The sequence below is a fragment of the Amycolatopsis sp. lyj-84 genome (genome assembly GCF_046549075.1).
In the GTDB taxonomy this organism is placed as follows: Bacteria; Actinomycetota; Actinomycetes; order Mycobacteriales; family Pseudonocardiaceae; genus Amycolatopsis.
On record NZ_JAJPWO010000014.1, the window covers coordinates 192,470 to 219,384 of the forward strand.

The window sequence follows — 26,915 nt, forward strand, 5'->3', positions numbered from 1 at the left end:
TCGGACAGTGCTCAAGGAAGGGTCTTGACGACCATTCGGGGCAGTTCACCCTTGATGTCGAGGGTTTCCAAGATCTCTTTCGAGCTCGCGACCGTGGCGCAATACCCGGCGAGCCAGGCGAGGGAACGGTCACGATCCGCCGTCTTGTCGGAAACGACGCATTCGGCGGGCACCCAGACGTTGTAACCACGGAAGAACGCGTCGGCGGCGGTGGTCTGGACACAGATCTGGGTCTGCAATCCGGTGACCACAACGGTCTCGACACCCTCCGCCTGAAGCAGATCGTGCAATTTCGTCTCGTAGAAACCGCTGTCCTTGTTCTTCTCCACGACGACGTCGCCTTCGCCGAGGAACGCGGGGAGAATCGCCGCACCTTCGGTTTCGCGTTGCAGCGGCAGGGTTCCGTCCGCCCGGCGGTTCGCGTTCGGGTCGTCGGGCAGGTTGATCAGCTGCAGGTGGTAGACCGTGTGGCCGCGGCGCCGCATCTCGTCGAGGAAGGCGATGTAGTGGGGCTGCGCGTCGGTCATCACCGCTGTGCGTTCGGGGGTCAGGTAGACCACGTCACCCTGAAGATCGTTGGTGATGACGGCGATTTTGCCCATGACAGCTCCTTGTCGAGAGGAATGACGAATAGAGAAAACACCCATGAGACACAGAAAACGATCCAGCAGGATCGAACAAAGGAGTCCCCAGAGATCGACCCAAGGCCGCAAACGAATCCCGTCAGAAAGACTCGCTCCCCCAGTCCCCCTTTATTTTCACATTCCCGCCCAGCCGTTCAATGGTCGAGACCACTGACACACCTTTGTCTACCCAGCGAATGTCACCGTGTCAAGCCCCGAATTCGGCGCCGAAAGATCAATTACCCGACCTTCGGGGAATTCCACAGATTTCCGTCCCGTCACATACGGATACCCGCGTCGACGAGGGCCATCACGCATCCGCGACAGCTCCGAAATCCGTAGTGCGACAAAAGGATCAAGCCCTTCGGGATACCTGCGTCATCAGTCATCGAACGACTTCGCCCACCTCCCGGAACCCATTACTTACAACAAATGGCTCACTCCTTTCGTCTCCTGGGGAGCCACGCACGGGCGAGCGGCTTGCCGACGGTCGGCGTCGGCGGAGCGGTCGACGAGGCCGCCGCCCGTCAGGCCTGGGGGAAGTACTCGCCCGCCGAACTCGCCGTCGCCGCGGCGGCGATCGACGGCCTGCCGTACGTGGTGCCCGCGGCGACTTCTGCGTCCAGGGCGGCCCGTGCCTCGGGTGGCACGCCCACGCAGCGCTCCAGCACGGCCTCCGGTGCGCCCTTGGTGATGAGAGTCGATACGCCCGAGGTGCCGCGGGAGATGACGGACATCGAGCGGGTGGGTGTCCAGTCCGGCCGCGATCGAGTCGAACCGGGTGCGAGCACCGATGGCGACCACTACGCCGGCACCGGAGCCCGCGCGGACCACCGTTCCCATCAGCGCCGCGCCGGGGCGGCGCACCGGGTCTCTCGGGCGATCTGGAGGTCTTCCCTGGCGGTGATCACCAGGGTCCGTATCGCCGATCCTGTGGCGGTGAGGTCGGTGTCGCCGTGTGCGGACCGGTTGCGTTCCGGGTCGAGGGTGACGCCCAGGTAACCGAGGCGTTTCCCTTGGCTGACTGCCGCGGTTGACGGCACGCGGCCGATTCAGGTGGCGGGTGCCGTGGTGAGCATCCAGTGGCCGAAGGCGGCGTAGCGTTCGGCGGACTCGGCGGCGCCGTTGGCGTTTTCGACCGCTTCGGAGTGCTCGCGCACCTTCTCGAACCGGGAACGACGGGCGCTTTCGTAGCGGGCGAGGGCCTTGGCGATGTCGGACTCGTCGGCGAGTTCGGCGCGCAGCACTCCGGCGTCCTCGATACCGAGAGTGCCGCCCGCCGCGATGTGCGGGGACAGGCCGTGCGCGGCGTCGCCGATCAGCGCGACCCGGGCCGTGGTCCAGTGCGACAGCTCGGGGACGCGCATGATCTGGTTCTCCAGGATCGACTGCTCCGGGGTGGCGGCGATCATCTCCAGCAGCTCTTCGTGCCAGCCGGACTCGGCCACGTTGCGGGCCCGCCACAGCGCCCGTTCCCGTTTGCTGCCAACGAGTTCGCCCGCGTCGAACTGGCCGACCCACCACATGGTCCGGTCCTGGGAGACCCGGGTGTACCCGCCTCGGGTCCGCCCGGGGCCGATCGTGACCATCGTGCCCTCCGGCCGCTCGTGGCCGACGGGCAGCACCGCCCGCCAGGCGTAGTTGCCGACGTGCTCGACCGCCGCGCTGCCGGGCACCAGGGCGGTGCGCACGTCGGAGTACACCCCGTCCGCGCCGATCAGCAGGTCCGCCCGCAACGGCGCGGCGTCAGCGAGGTGCACCTCCACCTGGGTGTCGTGTTCGGTGAAGCCGGTGACGTGTGCTCCCAGACGGATCCGGTCCCGGCCGACGGTATCGGCGAGCAGGTTGTTCAGTTCCGGCCGCGGCACCATCAGGAACTGGTAGGCGGCCGCGTCGTAGCCGGTCGCGCGGATCGGGCGTCCTGTCGGGTCGTAGCACCAGGCGTCGACGGCCTCGCCCAGGCCGCGGACGTCGTCCCCGATGCCGAGGGTGTCGAACTCCCGCAGCGCGTTGGGCCACAGGCCGATGCCCGCCCCGGCGGCTCGCACCTCCGGCGCGTGTTCCAGCACGGTGACTTCGTGTCCGATCAGCCGCAGCGAGGCCGCGGTGGTCAGTCCGACCAAACCTGCCCCGACGATCACCGTGTGCATCGTTCGTTCCCTTCGTTCTTCATGCGGCCGACCGTAGCACTAACAGTTAGTGTTTTGAAACAGTTACTCTTTTGTAGCTGATAGCATCGGCGAGTGACCGTGCCGCCAGGACGTCAGGCCGCGACCCGCCAGAAGATCGCTGACACCGCCCTGGGGCTGTTCCTGGAACGCGGGTACGACGCGGTGGGTATCCGTGATGTGGCCGCCGAGGCCGACGTGGCGGTCACCACGCTCTTCTCCCACTTCGCCTCGAAAGAAGCCCTGGTGTTCGAGCAGGACCAGGACCTCGAGCATCGCCTCACGCAGGCGGTCGCCGGCCGGGTGCCGGGTGAGCCGCTCATCCCTGCGCTGCGCCGCGAGATGCGGGCCATGGTGCGACATTGCGCGGCGGAGGCGCCGCTCCGATCTGGCGCATGATCGACGGGTCATCCGACCTGCGGGAGTACGAGGCGTCGATGAGGCTGCGCCACGCCGAGTCGTTGGCAACGGCCATCGCCGCCGATCTGGGCCTGTCGCCGGCTCCCACGGCCTGCCGCACCATCGCGCGGTTCGTGATCGACGCCCATTCGCCGGCCCGCGAGGCGGCCGATCCGGATGCCGCGGTGGACGAGATCTTCCGCATGATCGAGGCGGCCTGGGCCGTCACCGGTCCCCCTCGACATGGGCGAGAGGCCGTCACTCCAGGAAAGGCACCAGCCCATATCAGCCGCTGATCAGCGAAGCCTGCTCTGCGCCAAGGCTCCGACCCGCCTCGATGCGGTAGACCTGTTGATGCGCACGCGACACAGTCCAGGACCGACTCACGTCAAGGCGATCCGTCGCGCCCTGGCGAGGTTGGCAATGAGGTCGTTACGGGTCTGGTGCTCGTGCGCGAGCCACGCGGGTTGACCGGGGCCGCTGAGTGCCAGCCGGCCGGAGGTGCCCGCGGTGGTGAGCCGGGGAGCTTGGCACACCGAAGATTCGGCCTTCGATGCGTTGGCGCCTGCGCTGCGGAGCACCCAGGGCGCGATGCTGCACGCCCGGAACTCTGGGGCGCTCGACGATGCGCTCACGGCCGCCAGCCCGCGCATCTTCGGTCATCACTTTCATGGCACACTGGACCACTCACAGGCGAGGGGCACCAGCGTGCCGTAGGCCCCGGTGCAGCTAGCTGGACACGAACTTCGGCACAGCAGCGCAAACGGAGCCCAATCGCGGTCGACGCCGAGGCGGACAGACCCCAGAAAAGACAACATCCCCGCAGGTCATCGGCGATGTTGACGTTGTGGGCCGCCTGGGGCTCGAACCCAGAACCTACGGATCAAAAAGTCCGCAGCTCTACCATGTCAACCCGTGTCAATCGACGTCTCGGCGGTCAAACGCTCCGGCTGACGCCGACCCGGTCCAGGTAGTCCCGCACGGCGGTCCTGCTCGCGCCGGGTGCGCGCAGCGCGAGGTAGCCATCAGGCCGCACCAGGACGAGGGTGTCCCCGGTGACGCCGTACGCGGTCCGCGCGTGCCCTTCGACGTCCACCAGATCGGCACCGCTGCCCGGCGCGCCGACCGACACCGGCTTGATGAGTCCACTGTGGACGGTGCCGACGTCCTGCAGTGGACCGGCGCAGGACTCGCCGAAGCCGAGCAGGGTGAAATGCGGGCCGCGGAAAGCGTCGAACAGCCGCCGTGGCGTACCGGAGTTGTCGGCGCAGGGCGCGTCGGGCGCACGATCACCGGCTCGCGGTCCATTCCCTGCGTCGCCGTCGACGGATAGCGAGCTGGCCGGGTAGCCGAGCCCGAGCTGCTGGCCGCCCGGAGGCGCGCCGTCCGCGATGTCCGTGCTGCCACCGTTGACGAACCGCTCCGCGACCCTGCGCAGCCCCTCGGCACTCACGCCGAGCGTCCACGCGGCGACCGGGAGCCGCTCCTCCTGGTAGCTGTCCAGCAGCGTCTGCCGCGCGCCGGAACACACCATGGCGAGCTTCCAGCCGAGGTTGTACGCGTCCTGGATGCCGGTGTTCATGCCGAGGCCGCCGGCCGGCGGATGCACGTGCGCCGCGTCGCCGGCCAGCAACACCCGGCCCACCCTGAACTGGTCGGCCATCCGCACGTTCACCCGGTACGTGGACAGCCAGGTTGCCTTTGAGAGCCGGATGCCGTGCTCGCCGGCGAGATCGTCCACGATCCGCCGGAAGTACGGCAGCGAGGGTTCGGGGAGGCTGCCCTCCGCGCCGAGGTCGCTGAACGGTACGGCCTGCAGTTGCCAGGACCGCTCGTGGCGGAACGGGCACAGGGCCAGGAACCCGCGCCGTCGGACGGTCCACTGGTACCAGGCGTCCGGTTCGATCCCGCTGAGTTCGACGTCCCCGAGCAGCATGGCCTGCTCCTTGTTCTCGCCCTCGAAGCGCACGCCGAGTGCCTTGCGCACGGTGCTGCGGCCGCCGTCGCAGCCGACCAGGTAGCGCGCAGCCACCCGCTCGCCGGTATCCAGCACGGCATGCACACCGTTCGCGGACTGGCTGAACTCGACGAGGCCTGCGGCCAGTTCCACCCGCACGCCGTCCTCGGCGAGCCGCGCGCGCAGGATCCGCTCGATCCGCCACTGCGGGATCAGCAGCCCGCCGTCGTAGGGTCGATCCGGTGTGGGTGCCCGCTGGGCGTGCGGGTCGGTCTCGGCAACCAGGTCGCCGTCGAGGTACCGCCGGTGTGGCAGGTGCCGGAACCCGTGGTGCAGCACCTCGTCGGCGACACCGAGGTCGTCCAGCACCTCCTGGGTGCGTGCGGTGAGCCCCTTGCCGCGCGAACCGGGGAAGTGCTCGCCGGCTCGGTCGACGATGCGCACGTCGACGCCCCGGCGGGCCAGCTCGATGGCCAGCGTGAGCCCGGTGGGTCCGGCGCCCGCGATCAGGACGTCGGTCATCGGTCCCCGTCCTGGCGCACTGCCGGCGCCGATGCGGCATGCATGCTCGCCATCACACCCTCCCTGATCCCGTGCGGTCACTGAAGCGATCGGCGGTGACGCTAGCCGGTTTCCGGGCGGGGTGTCCTGGTGCTGGAGGTGGAGATCGGGTGGAGATCTACCTGGGAAATCTCCACCGCGGTTCCTACCGCGAACCGACGACACACCCGGGGTGGTGTTCGTAGCGTCGTCATCAACGGTTATGCCGTCGCGATAGTGACCATCGAAGGAGCACCGCTCATGTTGATCGGATCCCTGCTGAGTGCCACTGGCCTGTTGTTCGGTGTGCCCACCGTGGTGTGGGTGACCGTGGCTGTCCTCGCCGTGGTGGGCGTGGTGGCCTTCAGGATGCGGAAACGCCGGCGGCGTTAACCACCGGACTCCTGCTGGATATGCCCGTCCGCGGTGACCCATATGCCTGTCACATCGATATCGCCCGTCATACCGACCAGCGTCGGCAACCGGGACAGGCAATGACAGGACGTGTGGTGGCCGGGTGTGCGGCACCCTTCCAACCGGATGGACGGCGCCCTATTGCGGTGCGCATGAGGTGATTCACGAAGTGTTCGTCACCGAGGACCGCGAGGCCGATTCTCCCCCGACCTGGTTGGGTTGATCGGGCGCACAGCTGATCAACAGCCGGGCGGTGTGCGCGATGTGGTCACGCAGCAGTTCCTGCGCGTGGTCGGCGTCGTGCGCGAGAACGGCGTCGAGCAGTGCTCGATGCTCGGCGGCGACGTCGCGGCCGGGTTCGTTGCCGAGGGACACCGACCACTGCCGGTACAGCTCGGCCTCCTGCCGCAACGACCGTGCCGCGTCGAGCAGCCGCTGGTTGCGGCAGCCGGCCAGCAGCGCGTGGTGGAAGGCCGCGTGTGCCTGCGACCACTCGTCGGACAGGTGGTCCGGATCGGCCGGGTCGCGATACGGCGCGCGTTCCAGAAAGTGGTGCGCGGCAACGGCATCGGCCTCCCAGCGGGTGTCGCCTTCGCGCACCGACAGCCCCAGTACCAGGGACTCGATCTCCGCCCGCGCCTGTGTCAGTTCGGCCAGATCCTGATGGGACAGCGGCCGGACCAGGTAACCCTGACGCGGCCTGGCCACCACCAGCCCTTCGGCGACCAGCCTCGTCAGCGCCTCGCGGGTGGCACCGACGCTCACTTGGTAGCGGTCGGCCAGGTCCGGGAACTTGAGCCGGTCGCCCGGAACCAGCCGACCGGCGAGGATGTCGGCGCGCAACGCCTGGTGGATGCCGTCGGTGCGGGTCGCTCCGCCGCTCTTGGTCATGCCCCCAGCCTAGCACTTTACGAATCTTGGTTGAACTTTCGAAAGTTTGGGTCTAGTTTCGAATTTAGCTCGCAGCCCCTTCAGCCGCACGAGGAGTCGTGCACGGCCGGATCCCGAAAGGTGCAGTCATGAAACTGGCCAATGTGGACGGACGCGCGGTCCTGCTGACCGCCGACGACACCGGAATCGACGTCGAAACCGCGTCGGGCGGCAAGTTCGGCCCCGGTCTCGTGTCCGTTTACGAGAACTGGGACGGGTTCCGGGCCTGGGCGCGACAGCCGCCCGCCGAACCCGGCGTCGTCTTCACCCGCGCGCAGCTGGGTTCTCCTTCCCCTGCCCCGCGGCAGATCGTCGCGATCGGCCTGAACTACGACGCCCACGCCGCCGAGTCCGGTTTCAAGGCACCGGAAGGACTTCCCCCGACGTTCACCAAGTTCGTCTCCGCGCTGACCGGCCCCGACGCGGAGGTCGTGCTACCGGCCGGTGGCGACGTGGACTGGGAGGTGGAACTCGTCGCCGTCATCGGACGGACCGCCACCCGCGTCGCGGAATCCGACGCGTGGGACCACGTCGCCGGGATGACGATCGGACAGGACCTCTCCGAGCGCGTCACGCAACTGGCCGGCCCCGCCCCGCAGTTCAGCCTGGGTAAATCCTTCCCGAATTTCGCGCCGGTCGGGCCGTGGCTGGTCACGCCGGACGAGCTGGCGAACCGGGACGACCTGGCGCTCGGCTGCGCGGTCGACGGCGAGACCGTGCAGGACGGGCGCACCCGCGAACTGATCTACCCGGTCGCCAGGCTGGTATCCGCGCTGTCGCGGACCATCACCCTGTATCCGGGCGATCTCGTCTTCACCGGGACCCCGGCGGGCGTGGGCATGGGCCGCACGCCGAAGCGGTTCCTGCGAGCAGGCGAACACCTCGTCAGCTGGATCGAAGGCATCGGTGAGATGCGCCAGACATTCGTCACCGCACAGGAGGACTGACATGGGCATGCACCGCCTCACCCAGGTCACCATGGGTGTCCCGAACGTCGCGGAAACCATCGCCTACTACTCCGAGTTCGGGCTCACCCACCTCGGCGACGGGGCCTTCAGTACTCGCGAAGGCGGCGAGCAGCTGCGGGTCCGGCACGCCGCATCACGACGATTGCTCCAACTCGGGGTGGGGGTCGACGATGCCGACGACATCGCACGGACAGCGTCACGGCTGGATCGCCTCGGCGTGGCAGGCGGCACGGACGGCACCGCGGTCACCGCGATCGAGCCGGTCGCCGGGTTCACCGTCCGCGTCGAAATCGCGCCGAGAATCCTGCAGCGGCCCGTCCCGGCCACCCCCTACAACGGGCCCGGCCGCATCGAGCGATTCGGCCGCGCGCCCGGAGTGCTGCGCGAGGACCCGGTCCGGCCCAAGAAACTCGGCCACTGCGTGGTGGGCACGACCGATCTCGAAGCCACCATGGGGTTCTTCACCGAGGGACTCGGTTTCAAGGTCAGCGACTACATCGGGAACAAGGGCGCCTTCATGCGCTGCTCGGTCGATCACCACAACGTGCTGGCGCTCGCGGCACCGGTGAACTTCCTGCATCACACGTCCTGGCAGGTCGACGACATCGACGACGTCGGACGAGGCGCGGCGGCGATGCTGACGGGCAACCCCGAGCGACATGTCTGGGGCCTCGGCAGGCACCACGCGGGATCCAACTTCTTCTGGTACCTCAAGGATCCGGCGGGCAACTTCAGCGAGTACTACGCCGACATGGACTGCATCCCCGAGGACGAGATCTGGACCCCTGAAGTCTTCGAGGGCGCCCAAGGCCTGTTCAGCTGGGGCCCGCCCCCGCCACCGTCGTTCCTGGAACCGGACGACCTCGCCGCGCTCATGACCGGATTACACGCACCCTCCCGGTGACCTCGCACCTGATCAGCAAAGGAGAAAGTCATGCCAGTGGAACTGTATGTACCCCAAATCCCGGACAATCTGAACATCCGGTTCGTCGAAAACCGCATCGTCATCAACCGCCCGGCACAGGCCGTGTACGACTGGGTGACCACCTGGTCGAACCTGCCGAAATGGCTGCCGATGGCCCTCGGCACCGAGGTGCGACGCGGCACCGAAGGCGTTCCCGCCGAGATGGGCGACGTACTGCTCGAGACCATCCGGCCGGAGCTGAACGAGAAGCCGAAGCTCTACACCGTGGTGGCGCGGGTCCCCGGAAAGCTGTGGACGGTGGTCGGCCGGGACGTGCTCGACGACGGCTCCCTGGCCCCGGCGATGCACGCGATCGCCACCTTCACCACGTTCGGCCTCGGAGACGGAACGACCCTGTTCTGCCGCCTGTTCGAACGACTGGTCCCGGACACCGAGCCGCCCGGCCCGCACCCGGTCGAGGACCCGGTACGCATCCAGCCCGGCCTGGAACTGATCAAGGCACACCTCGAGGGCGCGGCCGGATGACGTCGGCAGGTGTTGATCGTGCGGAATCGAGGCGTTCGCTCGATCGTCGGTCGGCCCCGTAGGAGCACGGGTGCGCGCCCAACTGCACCGTACCGCACTGAAGTGCATCAAGCTTCCTTACTTACAACGGTTCTGACGTGCATGCGTTGTAAAATCACAGGTCAGAGCCACTGTCCAAACCAGACTGGCAGCGAGGGGGTCACGAGTGCTGTTCTCGCAGGTCCGGAAGCTGTCAATCTGAGCAACTCCGAGTTGCTCGCGCGACGATACGCACCACCGAAGCCGCTCCAGCGATAGCCGTTCGATTGAGACAGCAAGGAGAGCGCTCAGCCGCAAGTGAGCCGGAGGAGCACGGATTCCCTGCTGCTCGCTTCAAGGCGGGGCTCGACGGAATTGAGGCGCCGCTTGACCAGCCGCCAACCTCGGCGGCCAACACAGGGCCCGCGCGCCGGATTTCGCTGCCGCTCGTGCGGTGCGACAGGTAAGCACCGGACAAGGGTCGAAATCGACACTTAAGCGCCCCCTTGAGCCCGGACACGAAGAAAGTCCAGGCCACCGGCCTGGACTTAAGCTCCCCGCTTGGACTCGAACCAAGAACCCTCCGGTTGACTGATCCCCGTCGGTACCTAGTCTCCGTTCGGTTGTGACGAGGAAGCAGAAACGCTGCTACGCCAACAACCGGCTCCGCAGAGCACTCCTCCACCTATGAGCACCCCGGAGCAAACGGAGACATAACGGAGCCCAGTCGCGATCAACGTCGAGGCGAAATTGCCACCGAAGGACCAACATCCCCGCAGGTCGGCAGCGATGTTGACGTGGTGGGCCGGGTCGGGCTCGAACCGACGGCCAAGGGATTATGAGTCCCCTGCTCTAACCAACTGAGCTACCGGCCCCAAGGGTGTCCTGACACCTCCGCGGGAGCCGTCCCAGCCCGATCAGCGGGTTTGCTAACGCACAGAAGTCCCAGTTCGCTCCAAGTTATCACAGCGCTCACCTGCCGCGATCGCCTAGGCCAAACAGCTGGTTTCCAGCACAGGACGGGTTCGGCTCGTCTAGGTTGCAGGGACCAACGCCGGGCGGCTCACGCCCGGGGCACGCTGACCATCGGGATGGGCACGGGTTTCTCGCCCATCAGGGCAGGGAGGCGCTCGTGGCGAATTCGATCGCCATCGGGCTCGGTGTCGTGGCGGTCATCGGCGCCGCGTTGTTACTGAGGGCGAGCATCCGGGTACTGCGGCGGGCCCGTCTCCACCTCGACACGATCTTCGCCGAAGAACTGGACGACCGGCCGTCGCCGCGACCCCGGCAGTGAGCGCCGGTCCTCTTTGGACATTCAGCTGCCCGAGCCCGATCCACCACCCGGAAAGCCTGTCGTGGGTGTCGTGGGTGTCGTGGGTGTCGTGGTCGGCACCGGAGTCGTCGTAGGCGGCAACGCCGTGGTCGGCGGAGTGGTCGGCGGAGTCGTCTTCGTCGGTGTCTTCGTCGGCGTCGGCGTGGTCGGCGGCGAAACCGGCCCACCGTAGGCCGCGAAGCTGAACCAGATCGCCCCGCCCGCCTTCGGCGTGGTCTGGTTGAACATCGCCCGCACCTGGAACGTCGTCGCCGTGTACGAACCCTGCACCGTGTTCAGCATGTACGCGTTGAACTGCCCCGGCGTGTTCGCCGACACCACCACCGCGGCCGGGACCGCGCCCAGCGCGTGCGGCACGGTGCACATCCCGGCGCCGTCGGTCACGCACGACGTCTCCGCGGCCTGCACGCTCGGCGCGGGCGACGGGCCGACGGCCCCGGACGTCCCGGCGAACACCGTGCCCGCGGCCGCCGCGACGGCCAGCCCCGCGGCCGCGAGCGCGACCTTGTCCCTCGTCTTCATGCTCACCCTCCCTCGTTCGGGCCGGATGGCCCAACAGCAGGGGTCGGCCGCCACGCCGCGATCGTTACGCCACCCCGAGCCGCCTCAGCGCCGGTCGCCACCGGTTCCCGCCGGTCGCCAGCCCCAGCGCCACCAGGCCCGCGCAGTACTTGCTCACCGACTGCTCGCGGATCCGCAGTTTCGCCAGCGCCTCGGTGACGCTGTTGCGCTCGGAGGCCGACTTCACCTCCAGCAGCACCAGATCACCCCCGGCGGCGAGGCTCCGCGAACCCGCACGCCAAACCAGCGACGTGTCGCAGGTGATCCGGGTGTCGGCGGTGACGAGGGTGGTCCGCCGGTAGTCGGTGACCAGCGCGGGGATCAGCGGCCGGGGCGCGGGGCGTCCGTAAGCGGCGGTGAGGGCGTCGTCGAGGAACGCCAGCGCGGGCGCGGTCAGGCCGTGCGCCGACCCGGCCGGATGCGGGCGGCGGACCTTGACCGTCTCGTCCCGCCGTCCGCTGACCTTGAGTTCACAGTAGGTGTCGGCCGAGTCGGTGTAGGTGCGCGTGCGGATCTTGAACCGGCGCCGCCGATCTTGCCGGTGCGCGCGGAAGATCGCGAGATCCGGCGTGTCGAAATAGGTCGACGAGTAGCCGAACACCCGCTGCCCGTCGATCTCCAGGCACCGCGACGACAGCGCCTCGGTGACGGCCAGGAAATCGTTGAGCGAAAGGACGTACTTCCGATCCGTGCGGCTCATCAACCCGCTCGTGGCGACGACTTCGGCCAGCGACAGCGAAGGAAGCCCTTTGGCCACCGCCGCGACGGTGGCCGTTCCGCGCCCGCTCACTGGTGACCCGCCGGAGCACCGTGGACGACCGGGGTGGCGTCCGGCCTGAACCGGACGTCGACGACGGTGACCTCGCGGACATAGTCCACTTCGGACACGGTGTGCCGCACGACCGTTCCGCCGAGCCGTGCCCGCAGTTCCATCAGCATGGTCTGCTCGTCGGGGTACACGGTGTCGAGCACGACCGTCCGCCGCTGCGGTCCGCGCGTGCGCGAGGGGTGGTCGGCGACGTACATGACGGCGAGCAGCAGGACATTGAAAACCGCGACGATCCGCCAGTCCGCGGACGGCAACCCGTTCACCAGCCCCAGGACCAGCGCGACGAAGTAGTAGGCGACCTCCTGCTGGCTGATCGAATCTGACCGCAGGCGGATGATCGACAGTACCCCGAACAGGCCGAGCCCGAGCGCGCTCGCGGTCGACACGGAAAGCAGCACGGCGACCGAAACGCAGACGCCGACGTTCAGCGCGAGGTAGGCGCAGGCGAGGTCACCGCGGTGGTGGCGACGGGCGTAGATGCCGTAGGCGAGGATGACGGCGGCGACGAGGTCGACGGCGAGATGAAGCAGGGTCGTGGTCATGGGAACCACTGTGCCGCCGGGAAAAGAGACCGTCGTGAGAGCCGGATGAGAACCGTCTCATCAGGACTCGCCGAGCCGGTAACCCATCCCCCGCACCGTTTCGATCCGCTCGGCGCCGATCTTGCCGCGCAGGTAACGGATGTAGACGTCCACCACGTTCGAGCCGGGGTCGAAGTCGAAGCCCCAGACCCCGCCGAGCAACTGCTCGCGGGACAGGACCTGGCCGCGGTTGCGCAGCAGCGTCTCCAGCAGCGCGAACTCGCGAGCGGTGAGGTCCTTCTCCTCCCCCGCCACCGAAGCCTTCCGCGTGCGGAGGTCGAGCGAGAGGTCCCCGGCGCGCAGCACCGCCGGTTCGGCTTCGGGATTTCCCCGCAGCCGCAACCGGATCCGGGCCAGCAGTTCCTCGAACGCGAACGGTTTGGCCAGATAGTCGTCGGCGCCGCCGGAGAGCCCGGCGACCCGGTCGACGACGCTGTCCCGCGCGGTCAGGATGATCACCGGCACCGTCCGGCCCGCCGCGCGCAAGGCGCGCAACAGATCCGAACCGTCGAGATCCGGGAGCCCGAGATCGAGCACGACCAGATCGTGCGCGCCGGTCAACGCCTCGGTCAGCCCCTCGGAGCCGGTTTTGACCCAGCGGGTCGCGAAACCCTGCGCCCGCAGGCCCTTCTCGACGAACGCGCCGATCCGCGCGGAGTCCTCCACCACCAGCACACTGGTCACCGGTCCGCCCCTTCCGCGACAGGGATCTCCATGGTGAACCGCGCGCCTTCGCCGGGCACGGTGTCGAGCAGGACGCGGCCGCCGTGCGCCTCGGCGATCGCGGCGACGATCGCCAGGCCGAGTCCGGCGCCGTCGTCGCCGCTCGAGTTGCTGCCGCGTTTGAACCGTTCGAAGATCCGGCTCCTCGAATCGGGTGGTACTCCTTCTCCGGTGTCGCGGACCCAGAGCCGCGCCGTCGTCGCGGTGACCTCCGAGCCGAGGGCGATCTCCTGGCCCGGCGAAGTGTGCCGGACGGCGTTGGAGACCAGTTGCAGCAGGGCTTGCGTGAGCCGCTGCCCGTCCGCGCGGACGGTCACCTCGGCGACGGCGTCGAGCCGCCACGCCCGGTCGGCCAGCGGACGGGACTTGGCGAGCGTCTCGACGGTGAGATCGGCGAGGTCGGTATCGCCGGGCGAAAGAAAGTCGGGGCTGCCGGATTTCGCGAGGACCAGCAGATCGTCCACGATCCGTTGCATCCGGCCGAGTTCGTCGAGGACCAGATGCCGCGTGGCCGCGTTCTCCTCGGGGTCGTCGCCCATCAATTCGAGGTGGCCGCGGACGATCGTGATCGGCGTGCGCAGTTCGTGCCCGGCGTCGTCGATGAAGTCGCGCTGCCCGGCGAAGGCGCTTTCGAGCCGGTCCAGCATGGTGTTGAAGGTGCGCCCGAGCGCGGCGACGTCGTCCGAGCCGCGGACCTCGATCCGGCGTGAAAGATCGGTCTCGCCGATCTGTTCCGCGGCGAGGCGGACCTCCCGCACCGGCGCGAGGATGCGGCCCGCGACCAGCCAGCCGATCAGGCCGGCCAATACCAGCGCGGCCCCGGACATCGCGGCCATGACGCCGACGACGTCGTTGATCTCGCCCGCGGCGTGGTCGACGAACTCGACGATCACCAGCGTGCCGCGGCCCGGCGAGCCCTCGATGGTCACCGGGACGACGCCGTAGCGCGCGGATCCGACCGCGGTGGTGACCGTGCCGTACGCCGGGCTCGTGGCCCGGGACAGCTCGGCGGCGAACTTCGGGTCGGTGTCGAGGCGGACCGGCGGCTCGATCGCGCTCCTCCTCGACGCGGCGCCGTCGACGATCGAGAAGAACGTCTCGTACTTCTCGGGCAGATTCCGTTCCAGGTGACGGCCGAGGATCGCCTCGACGGTGGCGGGCTGCCCGGCGGGCCGGGCGTCCGGCGACGCCAGGAAGGCCCTGAGTTTGCCCGTCTCGTGCGCGATCTCGTTGTCGAGCCGCTGGTCCAGCTGGTTGTGCAGGACGGTGCGGGTCGCCAGCAGCGATCCGGCGAGCGCGAGCAGGACGACCAGCAGGACCCACGCGAGGATCCGGGCGCGGGCGCTCATCGGCCCCACTCAGTCGTCGAGGTCGAAGTCGAAAGAGTCGTCACCGTCGTCGTCATGGTCGTAGTCATCATCGAGGTCGTCGTCGTGCCCGGCCAGCCGGGGCGGGACGACGGCGGGCGGGGCACCGCCCTCCCCCGGCCCGGTGACGGCCTGCCCGGCGGGGGCGACGACCGCCGGGCCGAGGTCGGGCGGCGCGGCGGCGGTGGCCGCGATGACGGCGAACGTGCCGGTGGCCGCCACCACGACGGCGGCGACCCCGGCCAGGACGAAGATTCGGACTCGCATATCACCCAGGTTGCCCGGCGCGGGTGATACGCCGATGAGGACTCGATGAGAACTTTCTCATCGAGCCGGGCTCACGAACGCGCGTGCGGGTACTCCGGCGAACGGTCTTGGAAGGACAGGATGTCGGTGTTCCGGATCGTGCCCTCGCTGATCTCGACGGCGCGGTCGAGCGTTTCGTCGGCGGCCCAGGCGGAGGGTCCGCCGAGCATCCGCTTCAGATGCGGCAGCAACGCGCCGCTGATCTCCCAGGTGGCCGAGTCCCAGAGATAGGACGGGCTGTGGTCGACGGCGTAATAGGTGACACCGCCGACCTCGAAGGTCGGCTCGGTGAACGTCGTCGGCTTCGCCCAGCTGAAACCCATTGCCTCGTCACAGGAAACGTCGACGACGAGACTTCCGGGCCTGAACCCGGCGAGATCTTCCTCCTTGAGGAACATCAACGGGGCCTTGGGGTCCTGCAGCACGCAGTTGACGACGACGTCGTGCCCCACGAGGAAGTCCGACAGCGGTACACGGCCGGTCTCGGTGATGGCGTGGCTGCGGCGGAGATCGGCAGGCCCGTTCAGGTCGTGGTCGAGGTGCACGATGTTCGCGGAATGGATCGGCGAACCGACCGCGGTCACGCCGCGGTGGGTGAGCACGTGCACGTCGTGGATCCCGTGGGCGTTCAGCGCCGTCACCGAACCCCGCGCGGTCGCCCCGAAGCCGATCACGACGGCGCGGAGACGGCGGCCGTAGTCGCCGGTCGAACCGATCAGCTGCAACGCGTGCAGCACCGAGCAGTAGCCCGCCAGTTCGTTGTTCTTGTGAAAGACGTGCAAGCCGAACGAACCGTCGCCCCGCCAGTGGTTCATCGCTTCGAAGGCGACGAGCGTCAGCTTCCGGTCGATGGCCAGCTGGGTGAGCTTGTCGTCCTGGACGCAGTGCGGCCAGCCCCACAGGATCTGCCCCGGCCGGAGTTCGGCCAGATCGTCCGCGAGCGGTTTGGCCAGGAGGATGATGTCGCATTCCGCGATGAGCCATTCCCGTGACCGCAGACCGGCCACGAGCAGCACCAGATCCTCGTCCGGGATGCCGAAGCGCTCGCCGTAGCCGTGTTCGAGGTAGATGCGTTTCCGGAGTTCCGGGGCGATCCGTTCGAGATGGCGCGGATGGATCGGAAGCCGCCACTCGTTTTCTTTGCGAGAGCGGGAGATGACGCCGAGAGTGAGCTGGTCCACGTGGGCCCCTTAGCTAGACCACAGTCTAAGCACAAAGACCGCGACCAGCGTAAACTCGCACTGTCCGAGAGCATTTCGCGCGTGGGCGGTCGAGCTCACGTCGTCCTCGGCGCATCCGGGCCCGTTCGGCCTGGGACGGAGTACCGCCATGACGGTCCCGCAGACGAGCACCCTTGACCATCCGAAGCACGTCGCCCGCTTGCGCTTGAAGCCCAAAGCGCCCTCCACCGGCTATGTCGACGGCGCCTGGTGGCCCGCGTCCCGTGATCTCGCCGCCGAACTGCCGTCCCTGCTGGTGGTGCTGGCCGTCCAGCTCGACCACATCGAGCGGGTGACCTACAACCTCGAGGCCTGGCCTCCCGCTCCCCGGCGGCTCGTCGTCGAAAGCGGCGACGTCCGGCTCGAAGGGTTCCGCTCGCAGCACTTCGATTCCTTGACGGTGGTCGGCACGTCGGGCAGGCGACGGCTGACCCTGCTGGTCGTCCCGCCGGAGACCGAGCCGGAGCTCGCGCATCACCTGCTGATGACCGCGGCGCACCGGGACAGCGTCGACGACTTCGAGACCCTGCTCGCCTCTCGGATCATTTGAACGCCGCCGCGTTCCGGGCCGCCCAGTCGACGAAGGTCCGCCCCGGCCGTCCGAGCACCCGCTCGACGTCGGGGCCGACCCGCTGCTCGTCCTCCGTCGGCCTGCTGAGGATGGCGAGCGTGGCCTCGACGACGACCGGCGGCATGAACGCCGACATCGCGGCACGGGCCTCGTCTTCGGTCAGTTCGGCGAACCGCACCGGCTCGCCCAGCGCGTCACCGAGGGCCGCCGCCTGCCCCCGGGGCGAGATCGGCCCGGGTCCGGTCAGCACGTAGGTCTGTCCACTGTGGCCTGATTCCCGCAAGGTGGCCGCCGCGACGTCGGCGATGTCGGCCGGGTCGATCACCGGCAGCGCGACGTCGCCGAACGGCGCGGCGAGGACCCGGTCGGCGCGGATCGCCGGCGCCCACTGGAAAGCGTTCGACGCGAAGCCTCCCGGCCGCAGCACCGTCCACTCCAGACCGGACGCCTTGACCGCCTCTTCGAACGCCGGCGCGTGCCGCCCGCTCCCGACGCCTTGGGAGGACAGCAGCACGATCCGCCGCACCCCGGCTTCCCCCGCCGCCGCGACGACGTCCGCGACGTCACCTCCCGCCGCCAGGAATTCCCCCGATGTCAGAAGGAATGCCCGGTCCGCGCCCTCGAAAACCGGCTTCAGGTCTCCGGGCACCGCGAGGTCGGCCCGCACCGTCCGCACCCCGTCCGGCACGTCCGCCGCCGAGATCCGGCGCGACACCGCCGTCACCTCTTCCCCCGCCGCGGCAAGGGTTTCCACCAGCCGCCGTCCGACGTTCCCGGTCGCTCCGGTCACCCCGATCATGGTCGCTCCTCGGTTCGCTCTTCGTTGACGCGACCGAAGCTACCTTCCTGGGGATAGTAGGTACCTAGAGGAAAGTATTGGGAAAACCGGCCTTTCGTGAGCGCGATCACAACTTCGAAGACGCGAGCGGCCGCTTAGGGTCGGGTCCATGCCCGACACCGCACTCGGCCCGCTGCGCGTCCTCGACTTCTCGCGGGTGCTCGCCGGCCCCTTCGCCACCATGCTGCTGGCCGACCTCGGCGCGACGGTGGTCAAGGTCGAGCGGCCGGGCACCGGTGACGACACCCGCAGCTGGGGACCGCCCTACGACACGGCGGGCCAGGCGACGTACTTCCAGTCGGTGAACCGGAACAAGACGAGCGTGGCGCTGGACCTCGGCGATCCGGACGATCTCGCGAAGGCCCGCGCGCTCGCGCTGGAGGCCGACGTCGTGGTCGAGAACTTCCGGCCCGGCGTGATGAACCGCCTCGGCCTGGGCCCGGAGACGCTGCGAGCGGCGAACCCCGGGCTGGTCTATTGCTCCGTCACGGGTTTCGGCTCCGGCGGCGGCGCCGCGCTGCCCGGCTACGACCTGCTCATCCAGGCTGTCGGCGGGCTGATGAGCATCACCGGCGACCCCGCGGGCGAGCCGCAGAAGGTCGGCGTCGCGCTCGTCGACGTGCTGGCCGGGCTGTTCGCGAGCGTCGGCATCCTCGCCGCCCTGCGCCACCGCGACCGGACCGGGCAGGGGCAGCTCGTCGAGATCGACCTGCTGTCCAGCCTGCTCGCCGCGCTGGTCAACCAGGGCAGCGCGTACACCTCGGGCGGGACGGTCCCGGCGCGGATGGGCAACCGGCACCCCAGCATCGCGCCGTACGAACTCGTCCCCTGCGCCGATCACGAACTCGCGCTCGCCGTCGGCAACGACCGGCAGTTCGCGGCGTTGTGCGAGGTCATCGGCCTGCCGGAGCTCGCGGACCAGGCCAGATTCGCGACCAATCCGGCGCGGGTCGAGCACCGCGCCGAACTCCGCGCGCTGCTGGAGGAGCACCTCGGCCGCCGTCCGGCCGCCGACTGGGCGGCGGACCTGAGCGCCGCCGGGGTGCCGGCCGGGGAGGTCAACGACGTCGCGGGCGCGTTCGCCCTCGCGGAACGGCTCGGCCTGAACCCGACGGTCGACCTCCCCCGGCCCGACGGCACCTCCGTCCGGCTGACCCGCAACCCGATCGGCCTGTCCGCGACGCCACCTCGGTACGAGAGCGCGCCGCCGGACGATCCCGGCCAACTCACCCTCCCTCTACCGGGCTGGAGCTGACGGACGGCCGTCAGCGGACCGTCAGCGCTTCGTCAACACCGGCCGCGAAGCTCCTGGCCATGACGAACAGGACAGTCCTCATCTCCGGCGCCAGCATCGCCGGACCCGCGCTCGCTTTCTGGCTCTCCCGCCAGGGGTACGCGGTCACCGTCGTGGAACGGTCGGCGGAACTCCGCACCGGCGGCCAGGCGGTCGACTTCAAGGGCGCCACCCACCGCGCCGTGCTGGAGCGGATGGGCATCCTCGACGAGGTGTACCGGCGCCAGACCGGCGGGCACGACCAGACCATCATCGACGCCACGGAACGGCCACTGGCGGTCATGCCCGGCGAGTTCACCGGCGGCGACGTCGAGATCCGGCGCGGCGACCTGTCCGAGATCCTCTACGAACGGACCGCTCAGGACTGCGAGTACGTCTTCGGCGACTCCATCACCTCGCTGATCGAGACGGCCGACGGCGTCGATGTCACCTTCGAACGCGGCGCGCCGAGGCGGTTCGACATGGTCTTCGGCGCGGACGGCATCCACTCGACCGTGCGACGGCTGGCGTTCGGCCCGGAGGCCGACTACGTCAAGCACCTCGGCCACTACTACGCCCTGGTCGAGACCGGTGAAGATGACGATTTCCGCGGCCCGGGCGGCACCTCGGTCATGTACAACGAGCCCGGTCGTCTCGCCGCCACCGGCGGGCCCAAGGCCTCCGCGTTCTTCGTCTTCGCCTCCCCCGAGATCGCCTACGACCGGTACGACACCGACCAGCAGAAGAAGATCCTGTCCGGCGCGTTCGCCGACGGCGGCTGGCGGCTGCCCGAACTGATGGAGGCGGTGAAGCGGTCGGACGACGTCTACCTGGATTCGATCAGCCGCGTCACGATGGACGGCTACTCCACCGGCCGCGTCGCTCTCCTCGGCGATTCGGCTTACGGCAACACGTTGGGCGGCTTCGGCACCGGGCTCGCCATCGTGGCCGCGTACGTCATCGCGGGTGAGCTCGCGGGGGCGAACGGCGATCACGAGGTGGCGTTCCGGCGGTATGAGGAGAAGTTCCGCGGTTACGCCAGGATCGCCCGTGGTGCCAACGCGGGCCCGTTCCTCGCGCCGCCGACGAAACTGCGGATGAGCCTGCGCAACCAGATGTTCCGGCGGCCGTTCATGCTGCGCTGGATGCTGTGGGTGACCGACAAGTTCGCGACCGACATCGACCTGGAGGACTACCCCGCGCTCGCGTACCGTGCGTGACCACCTGACTTCGGCGTGCGCTGCCCGCTGTGACGTGGTCGGCTGGACCGGGTTTCCCGCGTGACGTTTCCGGGGAAGACGTGTCTTACGGGAGTCACCCGAGATGGTGGCGTGAAGGGAGCTTCGGATGGCGTCACTGCACAGGTGCGCTGGATGACGACGTCAGCGAGAGACGACGCACCGGCCGCCGGCGAGACGGTGCTGGACGACGCCACGCTGGTGGCGCGGGCCCGTGACGGCGAAATCCGCGCGTACGAGCAGCTCGTCCTGCGGTTCCAAGGGCCGATGTACCGGCTGGCGCTGCGGATGCTGGGGAACAAGGGGGACGCCGAGGACGTCGTCCAAGAGGTGTTCCTCCTCGCCTGGCGGCGGCTCGACCAGCTGCAGGAGGACGCGGCGTTCGTCGGCTGGCTCTACCGGATGACGACCAACCGGTGCCTGAACGTGATCCGCACCAGGAAACCGGTGGCCGACGTCGAACTCGACCTGCGGGAGTCCGAAGGGTCGGCCGGACGGCCGGACCGCGCCGCGGAGACCAGCGCGCAGATGACGGCGCTGACCGGGGCACTGGACCAGCTGACCGCCGAGCAACGGGCCTGCTGGCTGTTGCGCGAGGTCCACGGCCGCTCCTACGAAGAAATCGCGAAGGCGATCGGGGCGACCACCACCGCGGTGCGGGGACGCATCGCGCGAGCACGAGCACAGTTGGCGGAGGTGATGGCGCCATGGCGATGAACCACGCGACTCAGGACTACTTGCTCCCGTGCGGCAGGGACGTCGAACAGGTCTGGGAACGACTCGACGAGGTCGACGCCGGCCGCGCGGACGCGCACGAACTCGACTGCCCGCACTGCCGGGCGACCCGCGAAAGCCTCCGGGTGCTGCGCGGGCTGACCAGGGAACTGGCCGACGACGACGCCGAGCCGTCACCGGACCTCGCGAGCCGGATCATGTCCGCGGTCCGCGCCGAGGTGCGGCGCCGGGACCTGGTGCCGCTGGCCAGCCCCGAGCCCGGCGAGGTGCAGGTGAGCGATCAGGCGGTCGCGGCGGTGCTGCGGTTCGCCGCGGACTCCGTCGACGGCGTCCGCGCCCGGCACTGCCGGGTCCGGCGCTCAGCTGAAGACACCGACGCGCTGGCCGTGGACGTGGAACTGAGCCTCGCGATCGCGCATGATTTCGACGGTGACTCGCTGGCCGTGGTCCGGGAGCGGGTCACGGCGGCGGCGGGCGCCAGGGTCGGTCTCCGCCTGGCGCGGCTCGATCTCGTGGTGGAGGACATCTATGACGCGTGAGCAGGCACCGGCCGGGCAGCTGGTCGAAACGGTGATCTCCCCTCCGGTGATCGCGGCGGTCGCCGCGCATGCCGCGGCGAAGGTCCCCGGCGTGGTGCGCCTGGAACCCGGGTTGCGCGGACTGGCGGGCTCGCTGACCCGGATCGCGCGGCAGCGGATCAAGGGCCTCGAACCGGCACCGACCGAAGGGGTCCGCGCCTTCCTCGACCACGATCCGCCCGGGGTGCGGGTGGAGATCGACGTTTCACTTTCCGGGCTGGACCAGGCGGCAGCGACCGCGCAGGCGGTGCAGCGTGCCGTCAGCCGAGCGGTCACCGAGGCGACCGGGCTCACCCCGTCGGCCGTCTCGGTGTCCATTTTGGACATCGAAATCCGTGGAGGACTGTTGTGACCGCACGTTCCGAACTGACCGCGTCGCTGCTGAGCACGCTCCGCGACATCCCCGGGTTGCGCGCGGCGACGCCGTCCACCACGGCCGCCGCTTCGGCGGTGCCGTGGGATCTCGACGTGATGGCCGTCGACATCTCCGAGCACGTCGTCGAGATCCGCGTCGTCGCGCTGGAGGTGCCGATCCCGCCGCTGACGGAGGTCGCCGGCGCCGCGTTGCGCGCCGTGCTGGCCGGAACCCCTTGGGAGAACGCGAGCCTGCGGCTCGTGGTGACCGATGTGGACGCCGCCGCGCTCGTTCCCTGATCTTCCTGGCACACGACGATCGCGGTGGCCGCGCCCGAGGGCGTGGCCACCGCGATCGTGGTGTGGGGACCTTAGTTCTTGTTGGTGCCCGGGGTCATCACCTTGTCGATGACGAACACGGTGGCGTTCTTGGTGGGGATGTTGCCACACAGGATCTTGGCGCCGTTGACGGTCATGTTGTCACCGGTACCCTCGATCTTGAGCGGGCCGCCCGCGGTGTTCAGGCTCTCCAGCGTCTTGGCCGACTCCAGTCCCTTGGCGTCGTAACGCTTGCCGACGACGTGGTACTGCAGGATCGGGGCCAGCTCGGCCGGCTTGCCCGCCAGCTCGTTGAACTTCGCGTCGCCGAGGGCGGCGAAGGCCGGGTCCGCCGGGGCGAACACGGTGATGGCCTGCTGGCTGTTGAGCGTGTCGACCAGGTCGGTGGCCTTGACCGCGGCGACCAGCTTGGTCAGCAGCGGGTTGGTCGAGGCGGCGCTGGCGACGGGCTGCGGGCCCATCGAGTCCAGCGAACCGGGCGAACTGCCCTGCGGCAGCTGCGAACAGGCCGGGCCGAACACGTCGGCGTTGGTGGTGACGCCGTCACCGGAGGCGGCGCTGGACATCGGGGCGGACATCGAGCTCGAAGGCGCCGGGGCACTGCTGGAGCCGCCCGCCGAGGGGGTGTCGTTGCTGCTGCAGGCGGTCAGGGCCAGTGCGGCGACCGCGGTGAAACCGATTCCTGCGACGCGAAGCTTGCTCACGGAAAATCACTCCATTTGTTTTTCGGACTCTTACCGGGTATTCGGAACTGCTGCGGAATCGGATTGCCACTCTTTCGGGTGACGCCGATCACCGTGCGGTGAAACTGATGACATGCCAGCCCGTCGCACCGTCCGGAACGGTTCCGGCACGCGCGTCGGTCTGGGTGTAGCCGGATTTGTCGACCGCGCGGACGGTGACCTGGTGACTGCCCGCCGGAACGTCGAATTCGGTCCACCACATCCGCCAGGTGTTGAGACCCACCTCGCGGGAAAGCGTTGCGGGCTGCCAATTCCCGTTCGCACTGAGCCGGACTTCGACCCGCTCGACACCGGTGCGCTGCGCCCAGGCGACACCCGAGATCCGGACCTTGCCTGCGGGTACCGTTTCGAATCCTTTCGGACTGTCGATCCTGGACTGCGTTTTGATCGGGGCCTGTTCGCCCCAGCCGCGATCGAGCCAGTACGCGCGGCGTGCTTTCCAGGTGGTGATCTCCAGGTCTTTGACCCATTTCGTCGCCGAAACATAGCCATAGAGACCCGGGATGACCATTCGGGCGGGAAAACCGTGTTCGACCGGCAGCGGTTCCCCGTTCATCCCGATCGCCAGCATCGCTCCCCGCTCCGGATCGAGCGCGGCCACGACCGGGCTGCCCGCCGTCCAGCCGTCGACGCTGGTGGAGAAGATCTGCTCGGCACCGGGCAGGACCTCGGCCTCCCGCAACAGATCCCCGAGGTCCACGCCGATGAAGTTCGCCGTGGAGACGTAGGTCCCGCCTACCTCGTTGGACACGCACGTCATGGTGATCGTGCGCTCGATCAGCGGGCGGTTCCGGATGTCGTCGTAGCTGAACCGCTTTTCGTTGCGCACCATCCCGTGCAGCCGGAGACTCCAGTCCTCGGCCCGGACCTGCGGCAGCGACAACGCGGTGTCGACGCGGTAGAAGTCACGGTTCGAGGTGAGGAAGGTCGGCGTGCCCAGTTTGGCGAAATCCGCGTCGGCCGGGATCGGCGGCGCCGCCTCGGCGGGCACGAGCCGCCCGATGGCGGCACGGGAAGACTCCGCGTCCCGCGTCCCGGAGATCAGCTGTCCACCGGCGCCCGCCGCACCCGCGGCCACGACGGCCCCGGCTCCGGCCAGCAACACCGACCGGCGGGACGGAGCCCCACCGGGAGTCTCGTCGGTGACGCGCGACCTGGCCGCGGCCAGCCGGTGCAGCCAGAAGAAGACGCCGACTCCGGCGATCAGACTGGCCAGCGGCGCGAGCAGGGCCACCGCGGTGAGGTCGGGCCGCTGCGACACGGCGAAACCGCCCAGCAAACCGAAGGCCGCGATCAGCACGATCCCCGGAACGGGTGACCGGCGCGAGGCGATCCCCGCCGCCGCGGCGGCGAGCACCATCACCACGGCCATCCCGCCGAGCAGCACGAGCTTGTCGTAGACCCCGAACGTCCGGACCGCGAAATCCTTCAATTCCACCGGGGTCAGGTCGATCGCCCCGTTGCCGACCGCCAGGTACGGCGAGGCGTTGAGGCTGATGAACCCGGCCACCAGATGTCCGGCCGCCAGTGCCGCGGCGAGGGCCACGACACCGATCAGCGCCGCCCCGAAGAAGGGGAGGCGTGGTTCCCGATCGGCTCGCGAAGTCTTCATGCCGGGTATTCGTGGCCGATGGCGGGACGGACTGGTTTTCTTTTCCCGTAAGGAAAATCGCTGATTTCACAACGGGCGTCACCCGGTATTCGTGGCGGAGGCGCTCGCGGACAGGTCACAAAAGGGACACGGTCCCTGAAGTCCATAGTGGACGTACGCCCTGGAGGCGTCAGGAGGGGGTTGCCTGCCCGCCCATGTGCCTGCTTCGGGTGTCGCTCCGGCTGGTCGTGAGTGGCGATTCGGGTTAGAGCCAAAGGGGTCTTAGGTACCTGCCGGTTGTGGCTGGAGTTGGTTGCAGGTCCGTGAAGGCCTCCTTGCCTACCCTGAAGGTAGTGAAGGAGGCCTTCACGGACTACGTGATCGCCCTCCGAAGCCTCAGCGACACCCGCCAGCCCAGCAGTCACGGACGGCGGCGCGTGAAGGACCCCTTCCCCCGAGTACATGAAGGCCCCCTTCCTGTACCTAGGCGCAAGGAAGGGGGCCTTCATGTACTGCGGGGGCGAGCCAGAGCGGCAGTGGCGTGGCAGGCGTTGCAAGGGCCTCGCCAGCCAGCCCGGGTGTCGCGAACTTGCGAACACTCGCACGCAAAACCCAGCAGGTACCTAGGGCACCTTGGCTAGAAACCCGAATCGCCACTCACGACCACCGGGACCACCCACCCGAGTTGCCCTGCTCACCCCGGCTTGCATGGTCATACACTCCTATGCATATACTTCCATCATGTCCAAGGTACTCACCTCTCTGCCTGTCGGCGAACGCGTCGGGATCGCCTTCTCCGGCGGCCTCGACACCTCCGTAGCGGTCGCGTGGATGCGCGAGAAGGGTGCGGTGCCGTGCACCTACACCGCTGACATCGGCCAATACGACGAACCCGACATCGCGTCGGTCCCGGGCCGGGCGAAGGCCTACGGTGCCGAGATCGCGCGGGCCGTCGACTGCAAGGCCGCACTGGTCGAGGAAGGGCTCGCGGCGCTGGCCTGCGGCGCCTTCCACATCCGCAACGGCGGCCGCACCTACTTCAACACGACCCCGCTCGGCCGCGCGGTCACCGGCACGCTGCTGGTGCGCGCGATGCTCGAGGACGACGTCCAGATCTGGGGCGACGGCTCCACCTTCAAGGGCAACGACATCGAGCGGTTCTACCGCTACGGCCTGCTCGCGAACCCGTCCCTGCGGATCTACAAGCCGTGGCTGGACGCCGCGTTCGTCAGCGAGCTCGGCGGCCGCAAGGAGATGTCCGAGTGGCTGCAGGGCCACGGGCTCCCCTACCGGGACAGCACCGAGAAGGCCTACTCGACGGACGCGAACATCTGGGGCGCGACCCACGAGGCCAAGTCGCTCGAACACCTCGACACCGGCATCGAGATCGTCAACCCGATCATGGGCGTCCGGTTCTGGGACCCCGAGGTCGAGATCGCGCCCGAGGACGTCACGATCGGCTTCGAGCAGGGCCGCCCGGTGACGATCAACGGCAAGGAGTTCGCCACCGCGGTCGACCTGGTCCTGGAGGCCAACGCCATCGGCGGGCGGCACGGGCTCGGCATGTCCGACCAGATCGAGAACCGGATCATCGAGGCCAAGAGCCGCGGGATCTACGAGGCGCCGGGCATGGCGCTGCTGCACGCGGCGTACGAGCGGCTCGTCAACGCGATCCACAACGAGGACACCCTCGCCAGCTACCACAACGAAGGCCGTCGTCTCGGCAGGCTGATGTACGAAGGCCGCTGGCTGGACCCGCAGGCCATGATGCTGCGCGAGTCGCTGCAGCGCTGGGTCGGCGCGGCCGTCACCGGCGAGGTCACCCTGCGGCTGCGGCGCGGCGAGGACTACTCGATCCTCGACACCAACGGTCCTTTCTTCAGCTACCACCCGGACAAGCTGTCGATGGAGCGCACCGAGGACTCGGCGTTCGGCCCGGTGGACCGGATCGGCCAGCTCACCATGCGGAACCTCGACATCGCCGACTCGCGCGCCAAGCTCGAGCAGTACGCCGGGCTCGGCATGGTCGGCGGCGGGCACCCGACGCTGATCGGCGCCGCGCAGGCCGCGTCGACCGGGCTGATCGGCGCGATGGACGCGGGCGGCGCGCAGGTGATCGCCTCACGCGGCAAGGCTTCGGGCGACGACGAGCTGCTCGACCACGCCGCGATCGAATACGGAACGGACTGAATCACCACGGACTGACCCGAACAAAACGGGACGCGAAAGCGCCGGGCGCGCGGCATCGAAGCCGTTCGCCCGGCGCTG

The 26,915-nt window shown here is 68.8% G+C and carries 29 protein-coding genes, 2 tRNA genes and 1 pseudogene; 14 read left to right on the forward strand and 18 right to left on the reverse strand.

Annotated elements, in window-relative coordinates; genetic code table 11:
• Positions 1-11: 11 nt before the first annotated feature.
• From ACLJRM_RS34675 to ACLJRM_RS34690, 4 genes are all read right to left on the reverse strand, one after another.
• Complete coding sequence (locus ACLJRM_RS34675; RefSeq protein WP_101606225.1) at positions 12-602, reverse strand: cysteine hydrolase; 591 nt, start codon at positions 600-602, stop codon at positions 12-14.
• Between the two features lie 548 nt (positions 603-1,150).
• Positions 1,151-1,360, reverse strand: a complete 210-nt coding sequence (locus ACLJRM_RS34680; RefSeq protein WP_410665490.1) for a hypothetical protein — start codon at positions 1,358-1,360, stop codon at positions 1,151-1,153.
• A gap of 105 nt (positions 1,361-1,465) precedes the next feature.
• Positions 1,466-1,666, reverse strand: a complete 201-nt coding sequence (locus ACLJRM_RS34685; RefSeq protein WP_410665491.1) for a hypothetical protein — start codon at positions 1,664-1,666, stop codon at positions 1,466-1,468.
• A 9-nt stretch (positions 1,667-1,675) separates the two neighbouring features.
• Complete coding sequence (locus ACLJRM_RS34690) at positions 1,676-2,773, reverse strand: FAD-dependent monooxygenase (protein WP_410665492.1); 1,098 nt, start codon at positions 2,771-2,773, stop codon at positions 1,676-1,678.
• A gap of 93 nt (positions 2,774-2,866) precedes the next feature.
• Between ACLJRM_RS34690 and ACLJRM_RS34695 the strand changes: the two are divergent.
• Positions 2,867-3,486, forward strand: a pseudogene (locus ACLJRM_RS34695) (TetR/AcrR family transcriptional regulator).
• A 552-nt stretch (positions 3,487-4,038) separates the two neighbouring features.
• On the opposite strand, the gene ACLJRM_RS34700 reads toward ACLJRM_RS34695, so the two are convergent.
• Both ACLJRM_RS34700 and ACLJRM_RS34705 read right to left on the reverse strand, forming a co-directional pair.
• Positions 4,039-4,104, reverse strand: a tRNA-Lys gene (locus tag ACLJRM_RS34700).
• Between the two features lie 23 nt (positions 4,105-4,127).
• Positions 4,128-5,669, reverse strand: a complete 1,542-nt coding sequence (locus ACLJRM_RS34705; RefSeq protein WP_410665493.1) for an FAD-dependent oxidoreductase — start codon at positions 5,667-5,669, stop codon at positions 4,128-4,130.
• Between the two features lie 279 nt (positions 5,670-5,948).
• On the opposite strand from ACLJRM_RS34705, the gene ACLJRM_RS34710 reads away from it, so the two are divergent.
• Positions 5,949-6,080 carry a hypothetical protein gene (locus tag ACLJRM_RS34710; protein ID WP_410665494.1) on the forward strand — a complete coding sequence of 44 codons (132 nt, stop codon included), beginning with the start codon at positions 5,949-5,951 and terminating at the stop codon, positions 6,078-6,080.
• 183 nt (positions 6,081-6,263) lie between these two features.
• Here ACLJRM_RS34710 and ACLJRM_RS34715 read toward each other — a convergent pair whose 3' ends face one another.
• Positions 6,264-6,992: a GntR family transcriptional regulator gene (locus ACLJRM_RS34715; protein WP_101606220.1), complete on the reverse strand. Its 729-nt coding sequence runs from the start codon at positions 6,990-6,992 to the stop codon at positions 6,264-6,266.
• 128 nt (positions 6,993-7,120) lie between these two features.
• Between ACLJRM_RS34715 and ACLJRM_RS34720 the strand changes: the two genes are divergently transcribed.
• The 3 genes from ACLJRM_RS34720 to ACLJRM_RS34730 are packed head-to-tail and all read left to right on the forward strand — an operon-like array spanning position 7,121 to position 9,449.
• A complete protein-coding gene (locus ACLJRM_RS34720) occupies positions 7,121-7,978 on the forward strand; it encodes a fumarylacetoacetate hydrolase family protein (protein ID WP_410665495.1) in 858 nt (285 codons plus the stop codon).
• Position 7,979: 1 nt separating this feature from the next.
• Positions 7,980-8,903, forward strand: coding sequence for a VOC family protein (locus ACLJRM_RS34725; protein ID WP_410665496.1), 924 nt, complete (start codon positions 7,980-7,982; stop codon positions 8,901-8,903).
• A gap of 30 nt (positions 8,904-8,933) precedes the next feature.
• Entirely contained in the window at positions 8,934-9,449 is a 516-nt protein-coding gene (locus tag ACLJRM_RS34730; protein WP_410665497.1) for an SRPBCC family protein, read from the forward strand.
• Between the two features lie 816 nt (positions 9,450-10,265).
• On the opposite strand, the gene ACLJRM_RS34735 is transcribed toward ACLJRM_RS34730, so the two are convergent.
• Positions 10,266-10,342 (reverse strand) — tRNA-Ile (locus ACLJRM_RS34735).
• Positions 10,343-10,599: 257 nt separating this feature from the next.
• Between ACLJRM_RS34735 and ACLJRM_RS34740 the strand changes: the two genes are divergently transcribed.
• Positions 10,600-10,761 (forward strand): hypothetical protein, encoded by a 162-nt coding sequence (locus ACLJRM_RS34740; RefSeq protein ID WP_410665498.1) that lies wholly within the window; start codon positions 10,600-10,602, stop codon positions 10,759-10,761.
• A 21-nt stretch (positions 10,762-10,782) separates the two neighbouring features.
• Here ACLJRM_RS34740 and ACLJRM_RS34745 read toward each other — a convergent pair whose 3' ends face one another.
• From ACLJRM_RS34745 to ACLJRM_RS34775, 7 genes are all read right to left on the reverse strand, one after another.
• A complete protein-coding gene (locus tag ACLJRM_RS34745; RefSeq protein WP_410665499.1) occupies positions 10,783-11,322 on the reverse strand; it encodes a hypothetical protein in 540 nt (179 codons plus the stop codon).
• A gap of 64 nt (positions 11,323-11,386) precedes the next feature.
• Complete coding sequence (locus ACLJRM_RS34750) at positions 11,387-12,118, reverse strand: polyphosphate polymerase domain-containing protein (protein ID WP_410665500.1); 732 nt, start codon at positions 12,116-12,118, stop codon at positions 11,387-11,389.
• Between the two features lie 29 nt (positions 12,119-12,147).
• On the reverse strand, positions 12,148-12,732 hold the full coding sequence (locus ACLJRM_RS34755) for a DUF4956 domain-containing protein (RefSeq protein WP_410665501.1): 585 nt from the start codon (positions 12,730-12,732) through the stop codon (positions 12,148-12,150).
• Positions 12,733-12,792: 60 nt separating this feature from the next.
• Entirely contained in the window at positions 12,793-13,455 is a 663-nt protein-coding gene (locus tag ACLJRM_RS34760; RefSeq protein WP_101606186.1) for a response regulator transcription factor, read from the reverse strand.
• Positions 13,452-14,843 carry a sensor histidine kinase gene (locus ACLJRM_RS34765; RefSeq protein WP_410665502.1) on the reverse strand — a complete coding sequence of 464 codons (1,392 nt, stop codon included), beginning with the start codon at positions 14,841-14,843 and terminating at the stop codon, positions 13,452-13,454. The genes ACLJRM_RS34760 and ACLJRM_RS34765 overlap by 4 nt, the downstream gene beginning before the upstream one ends.
• Before the next feature lie 9 nt (positions 14,844-14,852).
• Positions 14,853-15,128 (reverse strand): hypothetical protein, encoded by a 276-nt coding sequence (locus ACLJRM_RS34770; RefSeq protein WP_410665503.1) that lies wholly within the window; start codon positions 15,126-15,128, stop codon positions 14,853-14,855.
• A 71-nt stretch (positions 15,129-15,199) separates the two neighbouring features.
• A complete protein-coding gene (locus ACLJRM_RS34775) occupies positions 15,200-16,348 on the reverse strand; it encodes a N(5)-(carboxyethyl)ornithine synthase (RefSeq protein WP_410665504.1) in 1,149 nt (382 codons plus the stop codon).
• Positions 16,349-16,496: 148 nt separating this feature from the next.
• On the opposite strand from ACLJRM_RS34775, the gene ACLJRM_RS34780 reads away from it, so the two are divergent.
• Positions 16,497-16,937 (forward strand): DUF5994 family protein, encoded by a 441-nt coding sequence (locus ACLJRM_RS34780; RefSeq protein ID WP_410665505.1) that lies wholly within the window; start codon positions 16,497-16,499, stop codon positions 16,935-16,937.
• Here ACLJRM_RS34780 and ACLJRM_RS34785 read toward each other — a convergent pair.
• Complete coding sequence (locus tag ACLJRM_RS34785) at positions 16,930-17,757, reverse strand: NAD(P)H-binding protein (protein ID WP_410665506.1); 828 nt, start codon at positions 17,755-17,757, stop codon at positions 16,930-16,932. The two genes, ACLJRM_RS34780 and ACLJRM_RS34785, sit on opposite strands and share 8 nt — an antisense overlap.
• A 148-nt stretch (positions 17,758-17,905) precedes the next feature.
• On the opposite strand from ACLJRM_RS34785, the gene ACLJRM_RS34790 reads away from it, so the two are divergent.
• From ACLJRM_RS34790 to ACLJRM_RS34815, 6 genes are all read left to right on the forward strand, one after another.
• On the forward strand, positions 17,906-19,051 hold the full coding sequence (locus ACLJRM_RS34790) for a CaiB/BaiF CoA transferase family protein (RefSeq protein WP_410665507.1): 1,146 nt from the start codon (positions 17,906-17,908) through the stop codon (positions 19,049-19,051).
• A gap of 59 nt (positions 19,052-19,110) precedes the next feature.
• Positions 19,111-20,289 carry an FAD-dependent monooxygenase gene (locus ACLJRM_RS34795; RefSeq protein WP_410665508.1) on the forward strand — a complete coding sequence of 393 codons (1,179 nt, stop codon included), beginning with the start codon at positions 19,111-19,113 and terminating at the stop codon, positions 20,287-20,289.
• Positions 20,290-20,442: 153 nt separating this feature from the next.
• A complete protein-coding gene (locus tag ACLJRM_RS34800; protein WP_101613020.1) occupies positions 20,443-21,024 on the forward strand; it encodes an RNA polymerase sigma factor in 582 nt (193 codons plus the stop codon).
• Positions 21,015-21,581 (forward strand): hypothetical protein, encoded by a 567-nt coding sequence (locus ACLJRM_RS34805; protein ID WP_101606178.1) that lies wholly within the window; start codon positions 21,015-21,017, stop codon positions 21,579-21,581. The genes ACLJRM_RS34800 and ACLJRM_RS34805 overlap by 10 nt, the downstream gene beginning before the upstream one ends.
• Positions 21,571-21,972 carry an Asp23/Gls24 family envelope stress response protein gene (locus ACLJRM_RS34810; protein ID WP_410604330.1) on the forward strand — a complete coding sequence of 134 codons (402 nt, stop codon included), beginning with the start codon at positions 21,571-21,573 and terminating at the stop codon, positions 21,970-21,972. The genes ACLJRM_RS34805 and ACLJRM_RS34810 overlap by 11 nt, the downstream gene beginning before the upstream one ends.
• Complete coding sequence (locus ACLJRM_RS34815) at positions 21,969-22,274, forward strand: hypothetical protein (RefSeq protein ID WP_101606176.1); 306 nt, start codon at positions 21,969-21,971, stop codon at positions 22,272-22,274. Before ACLJRM_RS34810 ends, ACLJRM_RS34815 begins: the two co-directional genes overlap by 4 nt.
• A gap of 71 nt (positions 22,275-22,345) precedes the next feature.
• Here the strand turns inward: ACLJRM_RS34815 and ACLJRM_RS34820 are convergent, their stop codons facing one another.
• Positions 22,346-23,017, reverse strand: a complete 672-nt coding sequence (locus tag ACLJRM_RS34820; RefSeq protein WP_101606175.1) for a fasciclin domain-containing protein — start codon at positions 23,015-23,017, stop codon at positions 22,346-22,348.
• Positions 23,018-23,105: 88 nt separating this feature from the next.
• Positions 23,106-24,668: a molybdopterin-dependent oxidoreductase gene (locus tag ACLJRM_RS34825; protein WP_168214246.1), complete on the reverse strand. Its 1,563-nt coding sequence runs from the start codon at positions 24,666-24,668 to the stop codon at positions 23,106-23,108.
• Positions 24,669-25,388: 720 nt separating this feature from the next.
• On the opposite strand from ACLJRM_RS34825, the gene argG reads away from it, so the two are divergent.
• Positions 25,389-26,837: an argininosuccinate synthase gene (gene argG, locus ACLJRM_RS34830; protein WP_101606174.1), complete on the forward strand. Its 1,449-nt coding sequence runs from the start codon at positions 25,389-25,391 to the stop codon at positions 26,835-26,837.
• Positions 26,838-26,915 lie beyond the last annotated feature (78 nt).